The organism is Xanthomonas boreopolis (assembly GCF_046529185.1).
GTDB classification, from domain to species: Bacteria; Pseudomonadota; Gammaproteobacteria; order Xanthomonadales; family Xanthomonadaceae; genus Pseudomonas_S; species Pseudomonas_S boreopolis.
Genome location: NZ_CP097162.1, coordinates 2,167,919 through 2,183,737 on the forward strand (window position 1 = coordinate 2,167,919; position 15,819 = coordinate 2,183,737).

12 protein-coding genes are annotated in these 15,819 nt (G+C 68.2%); 8 read left to right on the top strand and 4 right to left on the bottom strand.

Annotation, left to right across the window (positions count from 1 at the left end; all coding sequences use genetic code 11):
• Nucleotides 1-35: 35 nt before the first annotated feature.
• From M3M27_RS09520 to M3M27_RS09535, 4 genes are all read right to left on the bottom strand, one after another.
• A complete protein-coding gene (locus M3M27_RS09520; protein WP_434027888.1) occupies nt 36-914 on the bottom strand; it encodes a crotonase/enoyl-CoA hydratase family protein in 879 nt (292 codons plus the stop codon).
• 159 nt (nt 915-1,073) lie between these two features.
• Complete coding sequence (locus M3M27_RS09525) at nt 1,074-2,756, bottom strand: long-chain fatty acid--CoA ligase (RefSeq protein ID WP_140721602.1); 1,683 nt, start codon at nt 2,754-2,756, stop codon at nt 1,074-1,076.
• Between the two features lie 186 nt (nt 2,757-2,942).
• Nucleotides 2,943-5,696, bottom strand: coding sequence for an aconitate hydratase AcnA (gene acnA, locus M3M27_RS09530; RefSeq protein WP_434027889.1), 2,754 nt, complete (start codon nt 5,694-5,696; stop codon nt 2,943-2,945).
• A 162-nt stretch (nt 5,697-5,858) separates the two neighbouring features.
• Nucleotides 5,859-6,761 (bottom strand): LysR family transcriptional regulator, encoded by a 903-nt coding sequence (locus M3M27_RS09535; RefSeq protein ID WP_140721596.1) that lies wholly within the window; start codon nt 6,759-6,761, stop codon nt 5,859-5,861.
• Nucleotides 6,762-6,869: 108 nt separating this feature from the next.
• Between M3M27_RS09535 and M3M27_RS09540 the strand changes: the two genes are divergently transcribed.
• From M3M27_RS09540 to acnB, 8 genes are all read left to right on the top strand, one after another.
• Nucleotides 6,870-7,976 (top strand): 4-oxalomesaconate tautomerase, encoded by a 1,107-nt coding sequence (locus M3M27_RS09540; protein ID WP_434027890.1) that lies wholly within the window; start codon nt 6,870-6,872, stop codon nt 7,974-7,976.
• A gap of 72 nt (nt 7,977-8,048) precedes the next feature.
• A complete protein-coding gene (locus M3M27_RS09545; protein WP_434027891.1) occupies nt 8,049-9,095 on the top strand; it encodes an ABC transporter substrate-binding protein in 1,047 nt (348 codons plus the stop codon).
• A gap of 13 nt (nt 9,096-9,108) precedes the next feature.
• Complete coding sequence (locus tag M3M27_RS09550) at nt 9,109-9,942, top strand: ABC transporter ATP-binding protein (RefSeq protein ID WP_140721586.1); 834 nt, start codon at nt 9,109-9,111, stop codon at nt 9,940-9,942.
• On the top strand, nt 9,926-10,702 hold the full coding sequence (locus tag M3M27_RS09555) for an ABC transporter permease (protein WP_140721583.1): 777 nt from the start codon (nt 9,926-9,928) through the stop codon (nt 10,700-10,702). Before M3M27_RS09550 ends, M3M27_RS09555 begins: the two co-directional genes overlap by 17 nt.
• Before the next feature lie 113 nt (nt 10,703-10,815).
• Nucleotides 10,816-12,273, top strand: coding sequence for an OprO/OprP family phosphate-selective porin (locus M3M27_RS09560; RefSeq protein WP_434027892.1), 1,458 nt, complete (start codon nt 10,816-10,818; stop codon nt 12,271-12,273).
• Between the two features lie 206 nt (nt 12,274-12,479).
• Complete coding sequence (locus tag M3M27_RS09565) at nt 12,480-12,704, top strand: AbrB/MazE/SpoVT family DNA-binding domain-containing protein (protein WP_140721576.1); 225 nt, start codon at nt 12,480-12,482, stop codon at nt 12,702-12,704.
• Nucleotides 12,705-12,707: 3 nt separating this feature from the next.
• Complete coding sequence (locus M3M27_RS09570; protein WP_140721571.1) at nt 12,708-13,109, top strand: type II toxin-antitoxin system VapC family toxin; 402 nt, start codon at nt 12,708-12,710, stop codon at nt 13,107-13,109.
• Between the two features lie 40 nt (nt 13,110-13,149).
• Complete coding sequence (gene acnB, locus M3M27_RS09575; protein WP_140721568.1) at nt 13,150-15,741, top strand: bifunctional aconitate hydratase 2/2-methylisocitrate dehydratase; 2,592 nt, start codon at nt 13,150-13,152, stop codon at nt 15,739-15,741.
• The last annotated feature ends 78 nt before the right edge of the window (nt 15,742-15,819 follow it).

Below are 15,819 nucleotides of genomic sequence, written 5' to 3' on the forward strand. Positions count from 1 at the left end.
CCCGGCGGAGCGCCGGGCCAACTTCGACATGCGTTTCAGGCCACCGCCGCGGACAAGGCCCTGGCGGCCCGGCGGGACTGCGCCTTGACCAGGCGATCCATCGTCTTCAACGATTTTTCGCCAAGGGCGAGCGCCGTCTCGACCCATACGTGCGTGATCGAGAGCAGTTCCTCGCGGGTCACCGGTTGGCACAGCTTCCGCGCCGCGTTCATTGCCAAGTACGAGTGGGGGATGCGTTGCTGGCGCTCGATCAAGTCCCAGACCGCCGCGGCTCCCTGGCCTTTGGGGACCAACAGATCGACGATGCCCATGGCGTGCATCTCCTGGCTGCTGTAGACCTGTCCTTCCAGGATGATCTTCTCCGCCAGCTGCGGCGAGACGCGGCGGGAAAGGAAAGAATAGGCGCCCATGCCCGGGAACAGGCCGAACAGGACTTCGGGCAGGCCCATGCCGACGTCCTCTTCGGCCACGATGGTATGGCACGACAAGGCCATCTCCAGTCCGCCTCCGAGGGCGTCGCCCTGCAGCAATGCGACGGTGCGGAAGTTGCCGTTGAGGCCTTGGTGGAACCGGTGCACGCCGAGAATGCAGCTCTCGGCATAGCGGAGCAGGCCCTCCCTGTCGCGGTTGCGGATCATCTTGCCGAACAGGTCGAGGTCGCCGCCCAGGTTGAACGCGTTGGCATCGGAAGCGAGCACCAAGGTGCTCAGGCTCCCCGGCTGCTGCCGGGAGGGATCCGCGATTTCCGACAGGTAGGCGTGCATCTCTTCCATGAGGGGCGGGCGGAAGCAGGGGCGGACGCCAGCGGCGGCATCGGCATGCATGTACAGCCAGTGGCTGCGGCTGGCATCGTCGGTGGCAACTCGGATGGTGGAATGAAGTGTCTGGCGTTGCAGATTTTCCATCGTGATCATGGGCTTGGCCTCGGGGAGAGCGCCCGCGATGGGTGACCGTGGCGCAGCGGGCGGTGCGAACTCCACTGACCGATGCTACACCGGTGTAACTGCGTGAAACGAAAAGGGCTTTCCGTTACAGGAAAGCCCTTCGAAGTGGCGTCGCGGCCCTTGTGTGCGTCAGGATTTTGGCGCGTCCCGCAGCTCCCGCCTCAGGATCTTGCCGACGTTGGTCTTGGGCAGCTCCTTGCGGAATTCGACGATCCGCGGGTGCTTGTAGCCGGTCAGGTTGGCACGGGCGTGTTCCTTGACCTGCTCGGCGGTCAGGTTCGGGTCCTTCTTGACGATGACGACCTTGACCACCTCGCCGGACTTCTCGTCGGGGACGCCGACCGCCGCCACCTCGGCGACGCCGGGCATCATCGCGATGACGTCCTCGATCTCGTTGGGATAAACGTTGAAACCGGACACCAGGATCATGTCCTTCTTGCGGTCGACGATGTAGAAGAAGCCTTTCTCGTCCATCCGGGCGATGTCGCCGGTGTGCAGCCAGCCGTCGGCATCGATGGCCTTGGCGGTCTCCTCGGGACGGTGCCAGTAGCCCTTCATGACCTGGGGTCCCTTGATGCACAGCTCGCCGGTCTCGCCTGCCGGCAACTGGTTGCCGGCGTCGTCCTTGATGCAGGCATCGGTGGAGGGGACCGGCAGGCCGATGGAGCCGTTGTACTCGGGGAGGTCGGGCGGGTTGATGCAGGCCGCCGGCGAGGTCTCGGTCAGGCCGTAGGCTTCGACGAGGGTGCAGCCGGTGACTTTCTTCCAGCGCTCGGCGACCGAACGCTGCACGGCCATGCCGCCGCCCAGGGTCATCTTCAGCGAGGAGAAGTCGAGCTGCTCGAAGCCGGGGGTGTTGAGCAGGCCGTTGAACAGGGTGTTGACTCCGGTGATGGCGCTGAAGCGGATGCCCTTGAGCTCCTTGACGAAGCCGGGCATGTCGCGCGGATTGCTGATCAGGTGGTTGCAGCCGCCGAGCTTCATGAAGACCAGGCAGTTCGCGGTGAGCGCGAAGATGTGGTACAGCGGCAGCGCGGTGACCACCGTCTCCTGGCCTTCCTGCAGCTTGCCGTCGGAGGCGACCCAGGTGTGCGCCTGCTGCATGTTCGCGACCAGGTTGCGGTGGGTCAGCATCGCGCCCTTGGCCACGCCGGTGGTGCCGCCCGTGTACTGCAGGAAGGCGATGTCGTCGCTGGAGACGTCCAGCGACGGCAACGCGTGCCGGCTGCCGAGCGAGAGCGCTTCGCGGAAGCGGATGGCGCCGGCGATCCGGTACTCCGGCACCAGCTTCTTGACGTACTTGACGACGAAGTTGACCAGGTTGCCCTTGGGGAAGCCGAGCATGTCGCCCAGGCCGGTGGTGATCACCTGGCGGACCGCCGTGCCTTCCAGCGACTCGGCCACGGTGTTGCCGAAGTTGTCGATGGCGACCAGCACGCAGGCGCCGGAGTCGACCAACTGGTGCCTGAGCTCGCGGGCGGTATAGAGCGGGTTGACGTTCACCACCGTCAGGCCGGCCTTGAGGATGCCGAAGGTGGCGACCGGGTACTGCAGGCAGTTGGGCATCATCACCGCGACGCGGTCGCCCTTCTTGAGCTTCAGTTCGCCCAGCAGGTAGGCGGCGAACCGGGTCGCCAGCGCGTCGGTCTCGCCGTAGGTCAGGGTCTTGCCGAAGCTGGTGTAGGCCGGGCGATCGCGGTACTTGGCGACGGACGATGCGAAGACGTCCGCGACCGTCCGGAACTCGTGGACATCGATTTCCGCGGGCACTCCCGCCGGATAGCTCTGCAGCCAAGGACGCGCCTGAGACATTCTGCCTCCCTCCAGGGATGTTGGTCGCACCGGAAACGTCCCGGCGCTCTGGCGGGCAGGATACCGTCCCGAATGGAAAAGGCGAAGCGGGGAAACCGGCCGGCGGCGCGGGAACGGCTCCGGCCGCGACGGGCTTTGCCGGGAAGGCCCGTCGCAGCCGGAGCCGCTCCCGCAGCGGCGGGACGGCTAGGCCGCCTTCGACGCCAGCTGGCGCAGCACGTACTGCAGCAGGCCGCCGTGCTTGAAGTACTCCACTTCCTTCGGGGTCAGCAGCAGCACCTTGACCTCGAATTCCTTGGTGGTGCCGTCGGCCTTCCTCGCCGTCACCCTGGCGCGCTTGCTCGCGCCGTCCTGCAGGCCGGTGACGTCGAAGACCTCCGAACCGTCCAGGCCCAGGGACTGCGCGTTCTGGCCGTCCAGGAACTGCAACGGCAGCACGCCCATGCCGACCAGGTTGGAGCGGTGGATGCGCTCGAAGCTCTCGGCGATCACGGCCTTGACCCCGAGCAGGTTGGTGCCCTTGGCCGCCCAGTCGCGCGAGGAGCCGGTGCCGTATTCCTTGCCGGCGATCACCACCAGCGGCACGCCGTCGGCCTTGTACTTCATGGCCGCGTCGTAGATCGACATCTTCTCCGGCGGCGTGCTGCCGAAGTACAGGGTGTTGCCGCCTTCCTCGCCGCCGAACATCAGGTTCTTGATGCGGATGTTGGCGAAGGTGCCGCGCACCATGACGTCGTCGTTGCCGCGCCGGCTGCCGTAGCTGTTGAAGTCGGCCGGCTGCACGCCGCGCGACTGCAGGAAGCGGCCCGCCGGGGAGTCCTTCTTGATGTTGCCGGCCGGGGAGATGTGGTCGGTGGTGATCGAGTCGCCGAACAGGCCCAGCACGCGCGCGCCGTGCACGTCGTCGACGTGGCCCACCTGCATGGTCATGCCTTCGAAGTAGGGTGGGTTCTTGATGTAGGTGGAGGCCGCATCCCATTCGTACAGTTCGCCGTCGGGCGAGGCGATGGTATTCCAGCGGGTGTCGCCCTTGAACACGTCGGCGTAGTTCTGCTTGAACATCTCCGGCCCGATGGTGGCGGCGATGACGTCGCCGATCTCCTTGTTGCTGGGCCAGATGTCCCTCAGGTACACCGGCTGGCCGTCGCTGCCGGTGCCGAGCGGCTCGCGGGTCAGGTCGATGTCGGTGGTGCCGGCCAGCGCGTAGGCGACCACCAGCGGCGGGGAGGCCAGGTAGTTCATCTTGACCTCGGGGTGCACGCGGCCCTCGAAGTTGCGGTTGCCGGACAGCACCGAGGTCACCACCAGGTCGCCCATGGCGATGCCCGCGCTGACCTCGGTGGGCAGCGGGCCGGAGTTGCCGATGCAGGTGGTGCAGCCGTAGCCGACCACGTAGAAGCCGACCTTCTCCAGGTCGTCGAGGACGCCGGCCTTCTGCAGGTAGTCGGTGACCACGCGCGAGCCCGGCCCCAGCGAGGTCTTCACCCACGGCTGGCGGTTCAGGCCCCTGGCCGCGGCGTTGCGGGCCAGCAGGCCGGCACCGATCATCACCGCCGGGTTGGAGGTGTTGGTGCACGAGGTGATCGCGGCGATCACCACGGCGCCGTCCTTGAGCCTTACCTTCTTGCCCTCGATCTCGATGTCGGCATAGCCCTTGGCGAGCTGCTCGTTGCCGACCGCCGCGCCGCCGCCCTCGGCGACGAACCGGCCGACGTCGTCGCTGCGCTTGTCGCGGTTGGCGGTGAGCCCTGCCAGCGCCTCGCGGTAGTTCTTCTGCACGTCCTCGAGCAGCACGCGGTCCTGCGGGCGCTTGGGGCCGGCCAGCGACGGGCGCACGTCGCCCATGTCCAGCTCCAGCGTGGCGCTGTACTGCGCATGCGGGCTGCCCGGCTCGTGCCACAGGCCCTGCGCCTTGGCGTAGGCCTCGACCAGCGCGATCTGCTCCTCGCTGCGGCCGGACAGGCGCAGGTAGCTAAGCGACTCGGCGTCGATCGGGAAGATGCCGCAGGTGGCGCCGTATTCCGGGGCCATGTTGCCGATGGTGGCGCGGTCGGCCAGCGGCAGGTGCTGCAGGCCGTCGCCGTAGAACTCGACGAACTTGCCGACCACGCCGAGCTTGCGCAGCATCTGGGTGACGGTCAGCACCAGGTCGGTGGCGGTGGCGCCCTCGGGCAGCTTGCCGGTGAGCTTGAAGCCGACCACCTGCGGGATCAGCATCGAGGACGGCTGGCCGAGCATGGCGGCTTCCGCCTCGATGCCGCCGACGCCCCAGCCGAGCACGCCGATGCCGTTGATCATCGTGGTGTGCGAGTCGGTGCCGAACACGGTGTCGGGATAGGCGATGGCCTGGCCGTCCTTCTCCGCGGTCATCACCACGCGGGCCAGGTTCTCCAGGTTGACCTGGTGGACGATGCCGGTGTTCGGCGGTACCACCTTGAAGTTGTCGAAGGCCTTCTGGCCCCAGCGCAGGAAGCCGTAGCGCTCCTTGTTGCGCTGGAACTCGATCTGGCCGTTGAGGTCGAGCGCGTCGGGCTTGCCGAACACGTCGACCTGCACCGAGTGGTCGATCACCAGCTCGGAGGGGATCTGCGGGTTGATCTGGCCGGCCGCGCCGCCGAGCTTGACCACCGCGTCGCGCATCGCCGCGAGGTCGACCACGCAGGGCACGCCGGTGAAGTCCTGCAGCACCACGCGCGCGGGCATGAACGCGATCTCGGTGTCGGGCTCGGCCTTGGGATCCCACTTGGCCACCGCCTCGATGTGCTCCTTGCCGACGGTGATGCCGCCGTCCTCGTTCCGGAGCAGGTTCTCCAGCAGGATCTTCATCGAGTAGGGCAGGCGGGAGATGTCGAAGCGCTGGCCCAGCTTGGGCAGGCTGTAATAGGCGTAGGTCTTGCCGCCCACGTCCAACTGGCTGCGGGTGGAGAACGAATCGCTCATGCAGTGACTCCTTTTGCGAATGGCTTGCAGTGGCCGGGGCGGGCCTGCTGGCGTTTGCCGGGAGCGTCTGTCCCCTGGCCCCGTCCAGTATGCGGGATGGCAGGCATGGCAAAGATCCGCGGCGCAGGACGCAAGGTTACATGGCTGTATGTAGTGCCGATGTCACGGCTTGTTGCGCCACTGGCTCATCAGCATCTGCAGGAAGCGCTCGGCGCTGGGCGAGAGCATGGCGCCGCGCCGGCGGACGATGCCGATGGTGCGCGAGACCACCGGGTTGCCGATGGGGCGGGTGACCAGGATCGGGTGGTCGCCGTCGGGCGTGGCCATCCGGGGCAGCACCGAGACGCCGATGCCGGCCTCGACCATGCCGAGCGAGGTCGACAGGTGGGTCACCTCGTAGTGCCAGCTCAGCTTGAGGTTCTCGCGGGCCAGCGCGCCGTCGAGCAGGGTGCGGTTGCCGCTGGTGCGGTGCACGGTGATCAGTTGGTGGCGGGCCAGGTCCGACCATTCGATCCTGCGCTTCTTCGCCAGCGGATGGTCGCGGCGGCAGGCCAGCACGAAGGGGTCCTCGGCCAGCACGTCGAAATCCAGGTTGGGGTCGTTGGCGCCCATGAAGTTGATGCCGAACTCGACTTCGCCGCGCTCGACCGCCTGCAGGCCCTCGGTGGCGGGGATGTCGAGGATACGGAAGCGCACGTTCGGGAACGCCTCGTGGAAGCGCGCCATCACGCTGGGCAGGAAGTAGAACGCCGCGGTCGGCAGGCAGGCGATGGTGATCTGCGCGCCGCGCGTGTCGTCCTGCCCGCGCAGGGAGAACAGCGAACCATCGAACTCCTCGAGCATGCGCCGCACCAGCGGCAGCAGGTTCTCGCCGACGGCGGTGGTGGCGACGCTGCGGGTGGTGCGCTCCAGCAAGGGCGAACCCACCGCCTGCTCCAGCTTCTGTATTCGCCGGCTCAGGGCCGGTTGGGAGACGTGCAGCGCTTCGGCGGCGCGATGGAAGCTGCGCGTCTCGGCGACGAGCAGGAAGGCACGCAGATCGAGGATTTCGCAATTGATGCTCATGGCGTATCAATGAGGAAAAAATAAGCAATTCACAGATCAATCGTGTCCATGCCAGTATCGGATCACACAAGGATATTCATCCGATACAAGCATCAATCTAGCACACGTATGTCCAACGATCTGCTCAGCCTCCCGTGCGTGCTCATGCGCGGGGGAACCTCCAAGGGGCCGTTCTTCCTGGCGTCCGACCTGCCGGCCGACCCGGAGGCGCGCGACCGGTTGCTGCTGGAGGTGATGGGGTCCGGCCATCCGCTGCAGATCGACGGCATCGGCGGCGGCCATCCGCTGACCAGCAAGGTGGCGATCGTCGATCGCGCCAGCCGCGCCGATGCCGACGTCGACTACCTGTTCGCCCAGGTCTGGGTGGAACGGCAGGTCGTGGACACCACGCCCAACTGCGGCAACATGCTGGCGGCGGTCGGCCCGTACGCGATCGAGCGCGGGTTGGTGCAGGCGCGGCATCCGCGCACCGAGGTGCGCATCCACAACGTCAACACCGGCAAGCTGATCGTGGCCACGGTGGAAACGCCGCACGGCCGCGTGGCCTACCGCGGCGACACCCGCATCGCCGGTGCGCCGGGCACGGCCGCACCGGTGCACCTGGCCTTCCTCGATGCGGCCGGCGCGCTCACGGGACGGTTGCTGCCCAGCGGCCGCGCGGTGGACGAGATCGACGGCGTGCAGGCCAGCCTGGTGGACTGCGCGATGCCGATGATGCTGGTGCGCGCGGCCGACCTGGGCGTGCCCGCCGATGCGGCACCGGAGGCGCTGAACGCCGACAGCGCGCTGCTGGCGCGGCTGGAGCGCATGCGCGTGGAGGCTGGGGCCCGCATGGGCATCGCCGATGCCGGCGGCAAGGTGGTGCCCAAGCCGGTGCTGCTTTCCGAGCCGCGGCAAGGCGGGCATCTCCAGGTGCGCTACTTCATGCCGCATCGCTGCCACACGGCCCTGGCGATCACCGGGGCGGTCGGCCTGGCCACCGCCGCGGTCACGCCGGGCACGCTGGCCCACACTTTCGTCGGGTGCCTGCCGTTGCCCGGTAGCGTTACGCTCGAACATCCGAGCGGTGCCCTGGAAGTCGGCCTGAGCAGCGGTGCGGAGAACGCGCCGGTGGTCGCCAGCGTGGTGCGCACCGCCCGCCGCCTGTTCGAGGGGCGCGTGTTCGCCACCTCGCCCGTTTCCGCCGAAGCCCGCCAATGGACGTCCGCGGCATGACCTGAACCGGCCGGCCCGCGCATGGCTGCGCGAGCCGGTCGTCCACAACGCTCCACATCCTGGGAGGGATAGATGTACAAGCAGTTCTTCACCGCCATGCTGGCCGCGGCCAGCCTGTTGCTTGCCGGTTGCGGCAAGGAGGGCGCAGCGGCCGGCGGCGCCTCCGATGCACCGGTGCGCATCAGCGTCGGTTCCTACAACCTCAACAATCTCCCGTTCTTCATCGCCGACGCCAACGGTTACTTCGAGCAGGTCGGCCTGAAGGTACGCACCGAGAACTTCGCCCAGGGCGGCTCGAAGGTGCTGCAGGCGCTGGTGGCCAACTCCACGGACGTGGCGGTGGGCTTCTACGACCACACCATCCAGATGCAGGCCAAGCACAAGGACGTGACCGCGTTCGTGCTGCTCTCGCGCAATTCCGGGCTGGTGCTGGCCGGGCGCGAGAACACGAGCTTCGATCCCAAGCGGCCGGAGACGATCAAGGGGCTGAAGGTGGGCATCACCGCGCCGGGCTCGTCGTCGGACTTCTTCGTGCGCCACTACCTGGCCCGGCACGACATCCCCGAGGACAGCGTGTCGCTGATCGGCGTCGGCTCGGGCGCCGCGGCGGTGGCGGCGCTGGAGCAGGGCAAGATCGACCTGCTGGTGAACTACGACCCCGCCGCCACGCTGATCACCGAGCGCAAGGTCGGCAAGATCCTGATCGACGCGCGCAGCGACGAAGGCGCCCGCGAGGTCTACGGCGGGCTGTACCCGACCTCGGTGATGTACGCCAACCGCAGCTTCCTGGAAAAGCGCCCGGACGCGGCCGAGAAGATCGCGCGCGCCGAACAGATGGCGCTGCGCTTCATCGCCGAGCGCAGCGCCAAGGAAATCGTCGACGCCTTGCCCGACGCGTACGTGTCCGGCGACCGCGCGACCTATGCCCAGGCGGTCGAGAACGCCCGCGCCATCTTCACCACCGACGGCCGTTTCGACCCCGAGGACCTGAAGATCCCGCTGGCCGTGCTGCGCGAGTTCAATGCCGACGTGGCCAATGCGGACATCGACCTTTCCAAGACCTACACCAACGCCTTCGTCGAGCGCGCCAGCGCCGCGGCGACGGCCGCCAAACAGTAAGCGGAGGAAACCCATGGCACTCAATGCCAACGTGCGGCGCCTCGACATCGCGCCGCCCACGGCCGCGGCGCAAGTCATGGTCGCCATCAACCGGGTGACGATGTCGTTCGGCAACTTCACCGCGGTGCGCGACGTGGACATCCAGGTCGGCGACGGCGAATTCCTGGCCGTGGTCGGCCCGACCGGGTGCGGCAAGAGCACCATCCTCAATGCCGTGGCCGGCCTGCTCAAGCCGGCGTCCGGCGACATCGCCATCGATGGCCGCCGGGTGCAGGGCGTGCAGGAATCGGTGGGCTACCTGTTCCAGCAGGATGCGCTGCTGCCGTGGAAGACCGCGCTGCAGAACGTCGAGCTGGGCCTGCGCTTCCGGGGCGTGGCCCAGGCCGAGCGCGAGCAGCGGGCGAAGGCCTGGCTGGCCAAGGTCGGCCTGGCCGGCTTCGAGCACCGCTACCCGCACCAGCTCTCCGGCGGCCAGCGCAAGCGCGTGCAGATGGCGCAGGCGCTGATCGTCGAGCCGAAGGTGATCCTGATGGACGAGCCGTTCTCGGCGCTGGACATCCATACCCGCCACCTGATGCAGAACGAACTGCTGCGGCTGTGGCAGGAGGACCGGCGCTCGGTGATCCTGATCACCCACGACCTGGAGGAGGCGATCGCGCTGGGCGACCGCGTGGTGGTGCTGTCCGCCGGCCCGGCCAGCCGGGTGGTGCGCAGCTTCGAGGTGGATCTGGAAAGGCCGCGCAACGTCGCCGAGATCAAGCTCGACGACCGTTTCACCGATCTGTACCGCGACATCTGGGCCTGCCTGCGCGGCGAAGTGGAGAAGAGTTATGCACGCCAAGACTGACAAGTTCATCCAGGCCGCCCTGGTGGTGGCCATCTTCGGAGGGTGGCAGGCCGGCATCGCGCTGGGCTGGATCGATCCGTTCTTCTTCCCGGCGCCGCTGGACATCGTCCGGCAGATGTACGCGTGGCTGTCGGATACCTCGTTCTACCAGCACGTCTACATCACCCTGACCGAGACCGCGCTCGGCTACATCATCGGCACCGCGCTGGGCGTGGCCGGCGGCGTCTGGCTCGGCCTGAGCCGGCGTTCGGCGCGCATCCTCGACCCGTTCATCAAGGGCTTCAACGCGATCCCGCGCGTGGTGCTGGCGCCGATCTTCGTGCTGTGGCTCGGCCTGGGCCTGTGGTCCAAGGTCGCGCTGGCGGTGACGCTGGTGTTCTTCACCACCTTCTTCAATGCGATGCAGGGCGTGCGCGAGGTCAACCCGGTGGTGCTCGCCAACGCGCGCATCCTCGGCGCCAGCCGCGGCGACCTGCTGCGCCACGTGTACTTCCCCGCGGCGGCGAGCTGGATCCTGTCGTCGCTGCGCACCTCGGTGGGCTTCGCCGTGGTCGGCGCGATCATCGGCGAATACCTGGGCGCCTCGGCGGGCCTGGGCTACCTGATCGCACAGGCCGAAGGCAACTTCAATGCCGTGGGCGTGTTCGCCGGCATCATCATCCTGGCGGCCTTCGTGCTGGTCATCGACTGGGTGCTGGACCTGGTCGAGAACCGCCTCATCACCTGGCGCCCGAACAGCCAGGCCCAGGCGACCAGCTGAGCCTGGCATGAGCCGCGCCGCCGGGTGGTCCGGCGGCGCGGTCCCGTCCCGCACTTCCCGTACACCACCAGGGCCAGCGCCAGGCCAGGGAGCCGGCTGGCCGGAGAGAACCCATGAACCATCATCCCGTGCTGCCCAAGGCAGCGCTGGCGGTCGCGCTCGGCCTGCTGCTGGGCAGCGCCCAGGCCGGCGCCCAGTCCATCGATTCCGGCAACGCCTCGCCTGTCGTGCCCTTGAGCCAGGCCGAACTGAGCGCCCTGGTCCGGCAGCAGGCGCAACAGATCCGGCAGCTCGAGGCGCGCCTGCGCGCACTGGAAGGCGGCTCGCCCGCGGCCGCGAGCGCCGCCCCGGCCGTTCCCGCCACGGATGCGCCCGCGCTCGAAGCGCGCGTGGCCGCGCTGGAATCCGGCCAGGCCAAGGCACCGAAGGTGTCGTGGTCCAAGGGCGCGCCGGAGTTCTCCAACGCCGATGGCTCGGCGACCTTCCGCCCGCGCGGCCGCCTGTTCGTCGACGGTTCCAGCACCAGCGGCTCGTCGGCCGGCGACCGCAACCTGTCCGGTACCGAGATCCGCTCGGTGCGCCTGGGCGCGGAAGGCCGCTACGGCATCCTCGGCTGGGCGGTGGAAGGCGATTTCGCCGACAACGAGGTGGCGTGGAAATCCGTCTACGCGACGGTGGACCATCGCGCGTTCGGGCTGCCGGCGGACCTGACCATCGGCAACCGCCTCAACGACCGCGGCATCGATGGCTCCAGCAGCACCTCCAACACGCCGTTCCAGGACCGCAACGTGGTCGGCACGCTGGTGCTGCCGCAGCGCGGCCTGTTCGGCGTCGGCCTGACCGAGCGCGTGTACGGCAAGGGCTGGCATGCCAGCCTGTCGGTGGCCGGCAACGACCTCAACAATGCGGGCAGCGACAACGACAGCCTGACCTGGGCCACGCGCGCGCACTGGAATCCGCTGGCGCGCCAGGACGCCGTCGTGCACCTGGGCGCGTGGGCGTTCCACGAGGAGATCGCGGCCGGCGCCAGCGGGGTGTTGCGCAGTTCGGCCATCGCCGGCCACTTCAACGACCTGGTGAAGATCGCCCCCGGCACGCTGGCGGGCGCCGAGCGCAGCACGGCCTACGGCCTGGAGGCGGCGGGCTTCTTCGGTCCCGCCTGGGCGACGGGCGAGTGGGGCACGCGCAACCTGCACGGCGTGGGCACCGCCGGCCGCTACGACCTCGACCACCAGGCCTGGGCGGTCTCGGCCGGTTGGTTCCTGGGCGGCGCCGTGCCGGCCTATGCGGGCAAGACCGGTACCTGGGGCAAGGTCAAGGTGAACGACCCGGTCACCGCCGGCGGGCGCGGCGCCTGGGAGCTGAAGGCGCGCTACGAGGACGTGGACTACGCCGAACTGCCGACCGGCGGTACCGGCCACGCCTGGACGGTGGGCGCGAACTGGTACCTGAACGACCTGAGCCGGATCATGCTGGACGTGGTCCGCTGGCAGACCGACAACCGTAGCGGGGCGGTACAGGGCCCGGACAAGGGCACCACGGTGAATACCCGGTTCCAGGTGGCGTTCTGACGGCCAGGCATCGTCCCCGCTCGCGCGGGGACGACGCACGCTTCAGGAGATCGATGAACTCCTGGTACGCATCGTCCCCGCTCGCGCGGGGACGACCGTTCTGGCCAGCCCCTGGCCATTCCGAGGGGAAGTGCCGGGCCTAGCCGGCACTATCGGTATGACGCCCCAGGTATGTATAATTCGTGCATACCGAAGAGGGCGTACCCATGGAAGCCACCGTTGCCGAACGCGGCCAGATCACCCTGCCGAAGGCGGTCCGCGACGCCTTGGGCCTGACCAAGGGCACCCAGCTCAAGGTCGAACTCGACGGCAGCCGCATCATCCTGCGCAAGAGCGTGGACGATGCCATTTCCCGTGCCCGCGGCAAGTTCGCGCTGGACGGTTTCGATTCCTCCGAGGCCGCCGTGCGCGCGGTCCGCGACGAGGAATAGCCCATGGCCATCGCCGTCGATTCCCCGGTCCTGATCGAACTGCTCAGCAACGGCCCGCAGGCCGATGCGGTGGAGGCCTGCCTGCGGCAGAGCCTGGTCGGCGGCCGCGTGGTGGTCTGCGGCACGACCCTCGCCGAACTGTGCGCCGCCTTGCAGGGCGGTGCCGAGGTGCTGGAGGCGCTGGAGGAAATGGGCGTCCATTTCAGCGCGCTGGAAGCCAAGTCGGCGTTGCGCGCCGGCGAGATGCATCGCCGCCATCGCCAGCGCCGCGGCGGCCGGCGCAGCCTGGACGGATTCATGGTGGGAGCCCACGCGCTGCTGCAGTGCGACGGCCTGATCACCTGGAACGACACGTTTTACCGCGACTACTTCAAGGGCCTGAAGCTGATCGTGCCGCAAGCCTGAGCCCACCCATCCCCATCCACCGCGTTACCTGGGAGTTGTCATGTTGGAAGCCTACCGCCACCACGTTGCAGAGCGCGCCGCGCTCGGCATCCCGCCGCTGCCGTTGAGCGCGCAGCAGACCGCCGAGGTCATCGAGCTGCTGAAGAACCCGCCGGCGGGCGAGGAGGAGTTCCTCGTCGAGCTGATCACCCACCGCGTGCCGGCCGGCGTCGACGATGCCGCCAAGGTGAAGGCCTCGTACCTGGCCGCGGTCGCCTTCGGCACCGAGAAGACGCCGCTGATCACGCCCCAGCGCGCCACCGAACTGCTGGGCACGATGCTGGGCGGCTACAACATCCACCCGCTGGTCGAATTGCTCGACCACGCCGAGCTGGGCCCGGTCGCGGCCGAGGGCCTGAAGCACACGCTGCTGATCTTCGATGCCTTCCACGACGTGCAGGAGAAGGCCGAGAAGGGCAACGCCAACGCGCAGGCCGTGCTGAAGAGCTGGGCCGAGGCCGAGTGGTTCACCAGCAAGCCGGAAGTGCCGCAGAGCCTGACCGTCACCGTGTTCAAGGTGCCGGGCGAGACCAACACCGACGACCTGTCGCCGGCGCCGGACGCGACCACCCGCCCGGACATCCCGATGCACGCGCTGGCGATGCTGAAGAACAAGCGCCCCGACGCGCCGTTCGTGCCGGAGGAAGACGGCAAGCGCGGCCCGATCGGCGAGATCCTCAAGCTCAAGGAGAAGGGCCACCTGGTCGCCTACGTCGGCGACGTGGTCGGTACCGGTTCCTCGCGCAAGTCGGCGACCAACAGCGTGCTGTGGTGGACCGGCGAGGACATCCCGTTCATCCCGAACAAGCGCTTCGGCGGCGTGTGCCTGGGCAGCAAGATCGCCCCGATCTTCTACAACACGATGGAAGACGCCGGCGCGCTGCCGATCGAGCTGGACGTGTCGAAGATGGAGCACGGCGACGTCATCGAGCTGCGCCCGTACGAAGGCAAAGCGCTGAAGAACGGCGAGGTGATCGCCGAGTTCCAGGTCAAGTCCGAGGTGCTGTTCGACGAAGTGCGCGCCGGCGGCCGCATCCCGCTGATCGTCGGCCGCGGCCTGACCGGCAAGGCGCGCGAAGCGCTGAAGCTGCCCCCCACCGACCTGTTCCGCCTGCCGGTGCAGCCGGCCGACACCGGCAAGGGCTTCTCGCTGGCGCAGAAGATGGTCGGCCGCGCCTGCGGGTTGCCGGAAGGCCAGGGCATGCGCCCGGGCACCTACTGCGAACCGAAGATGACCTCGGTGGGTTCGCAGGACACCACCGGCCCGATGACCCGCGACGAGCTCAAGGACCTGGCCTGCCTGGGCTTCTCGGCCGACCTGGTGATGCAGTCGTTCTGCCACACCGCGGCCTATCCCAAGCCGGTGGACGTGAAGACCCACCACACCCTGCCGGAGTTCATCTCCACCCGCGGCGGCATCTCGCTGCGCCCGGGCGACGGTGTGATCCACAGCTGGCTCAACCGCATGCTGCTGCCCGACACCGTCGGCACCGGCGGCGACTCGCACACCCGCTTCCCGATCGGCATCTCGTTCCCGGCCGGCTCGGGCCTGGTCGCCTTCGCCGCGGCCACCGGCGTGATGCCGCTGGACATGCCCGAGTCGGTGCTGGTGCGCTTCAAGGGCCAGATGCAGCCGGGCGTCACGCTGCGCGACCTGGTCAACGCGATCCCGCTGTACGCGATCAAGCAGGGCCTGCTGACCGTCGCCAAGCAGGGCAAGAAGAACATCTTCTCCGGCCGCATCCTCGAGATCGAGGGCCTGCCGGACCTGAAGGTGGAGCAGGCGTTCGAGCTGTCCGACGCCTCGGCCGAGCGCTCGGCCGCCGGCTGCACCGTGCGCCTGAACAAGGAGCCGATCATCGAGTACCTCAACAGCAACATCACGCTGTTGAAGTGGATGATCGCCGAGGGCTACCAGGATGCGCGTTCGCTGGCCCGCCGCATCAAGAAGATGGAAGAGTGGCTGGCCAACCCGCAGCTGCTCGAGCCGGATGCCGACGCCGAGTACGCCGCCGTCATCGAGATCGACCTGGCCGACATCCACGAGCCGATCGTGGCCTGCCCGAACGATCCGGACGACGTGAAGACCCTGTCCGAAGTGGCCGGCGCCAAGATCGACGAGGTGTTCATCGGTTCGTGCATGACCAACATCGGCCACTTCCGCGCCGCGGCCAAGCTGCTGGAAGGCAAGCGCGACATCCCGACCCGCCTGTGGGTCGCGCCGCCGACCAAGATGGACGCCTCGGAGCTGACCAAGGAAGGCCACTACGGCACCTTCGGCACCGCCGGCGCGCGCATGGAGATGCCGGGCTGCTCGCTGTGCATGGGCAACCAGGCGCAGGCGCGCGAGGGCGCGACGGTGTTCTCGACCTCGACCCGCAACTTCCCGAACCGCCTGGGCCGCAACACCAACGTGTACCTGGGTTCGGCCGAGCTGGCGGCGATCGCCTCGCGCCTGGGCAAGATCCCGACCAAGGAGGAGTACATGGCGGACATCGGCGTGATCAACAGCAAGGGCGCCGAGATCTACCGCTACATGAACTTCGACCAGATCCGGGACTACCAGGACGTGGCCGAGACCGTGGCGGCCTGATCCCCGGGGCCCAAGGCAAGCAGGAAGCCCGGCGAAAGCCGGGCTTCTTGTTCGTGCAGGGTGAAGCGGCAGGAATGA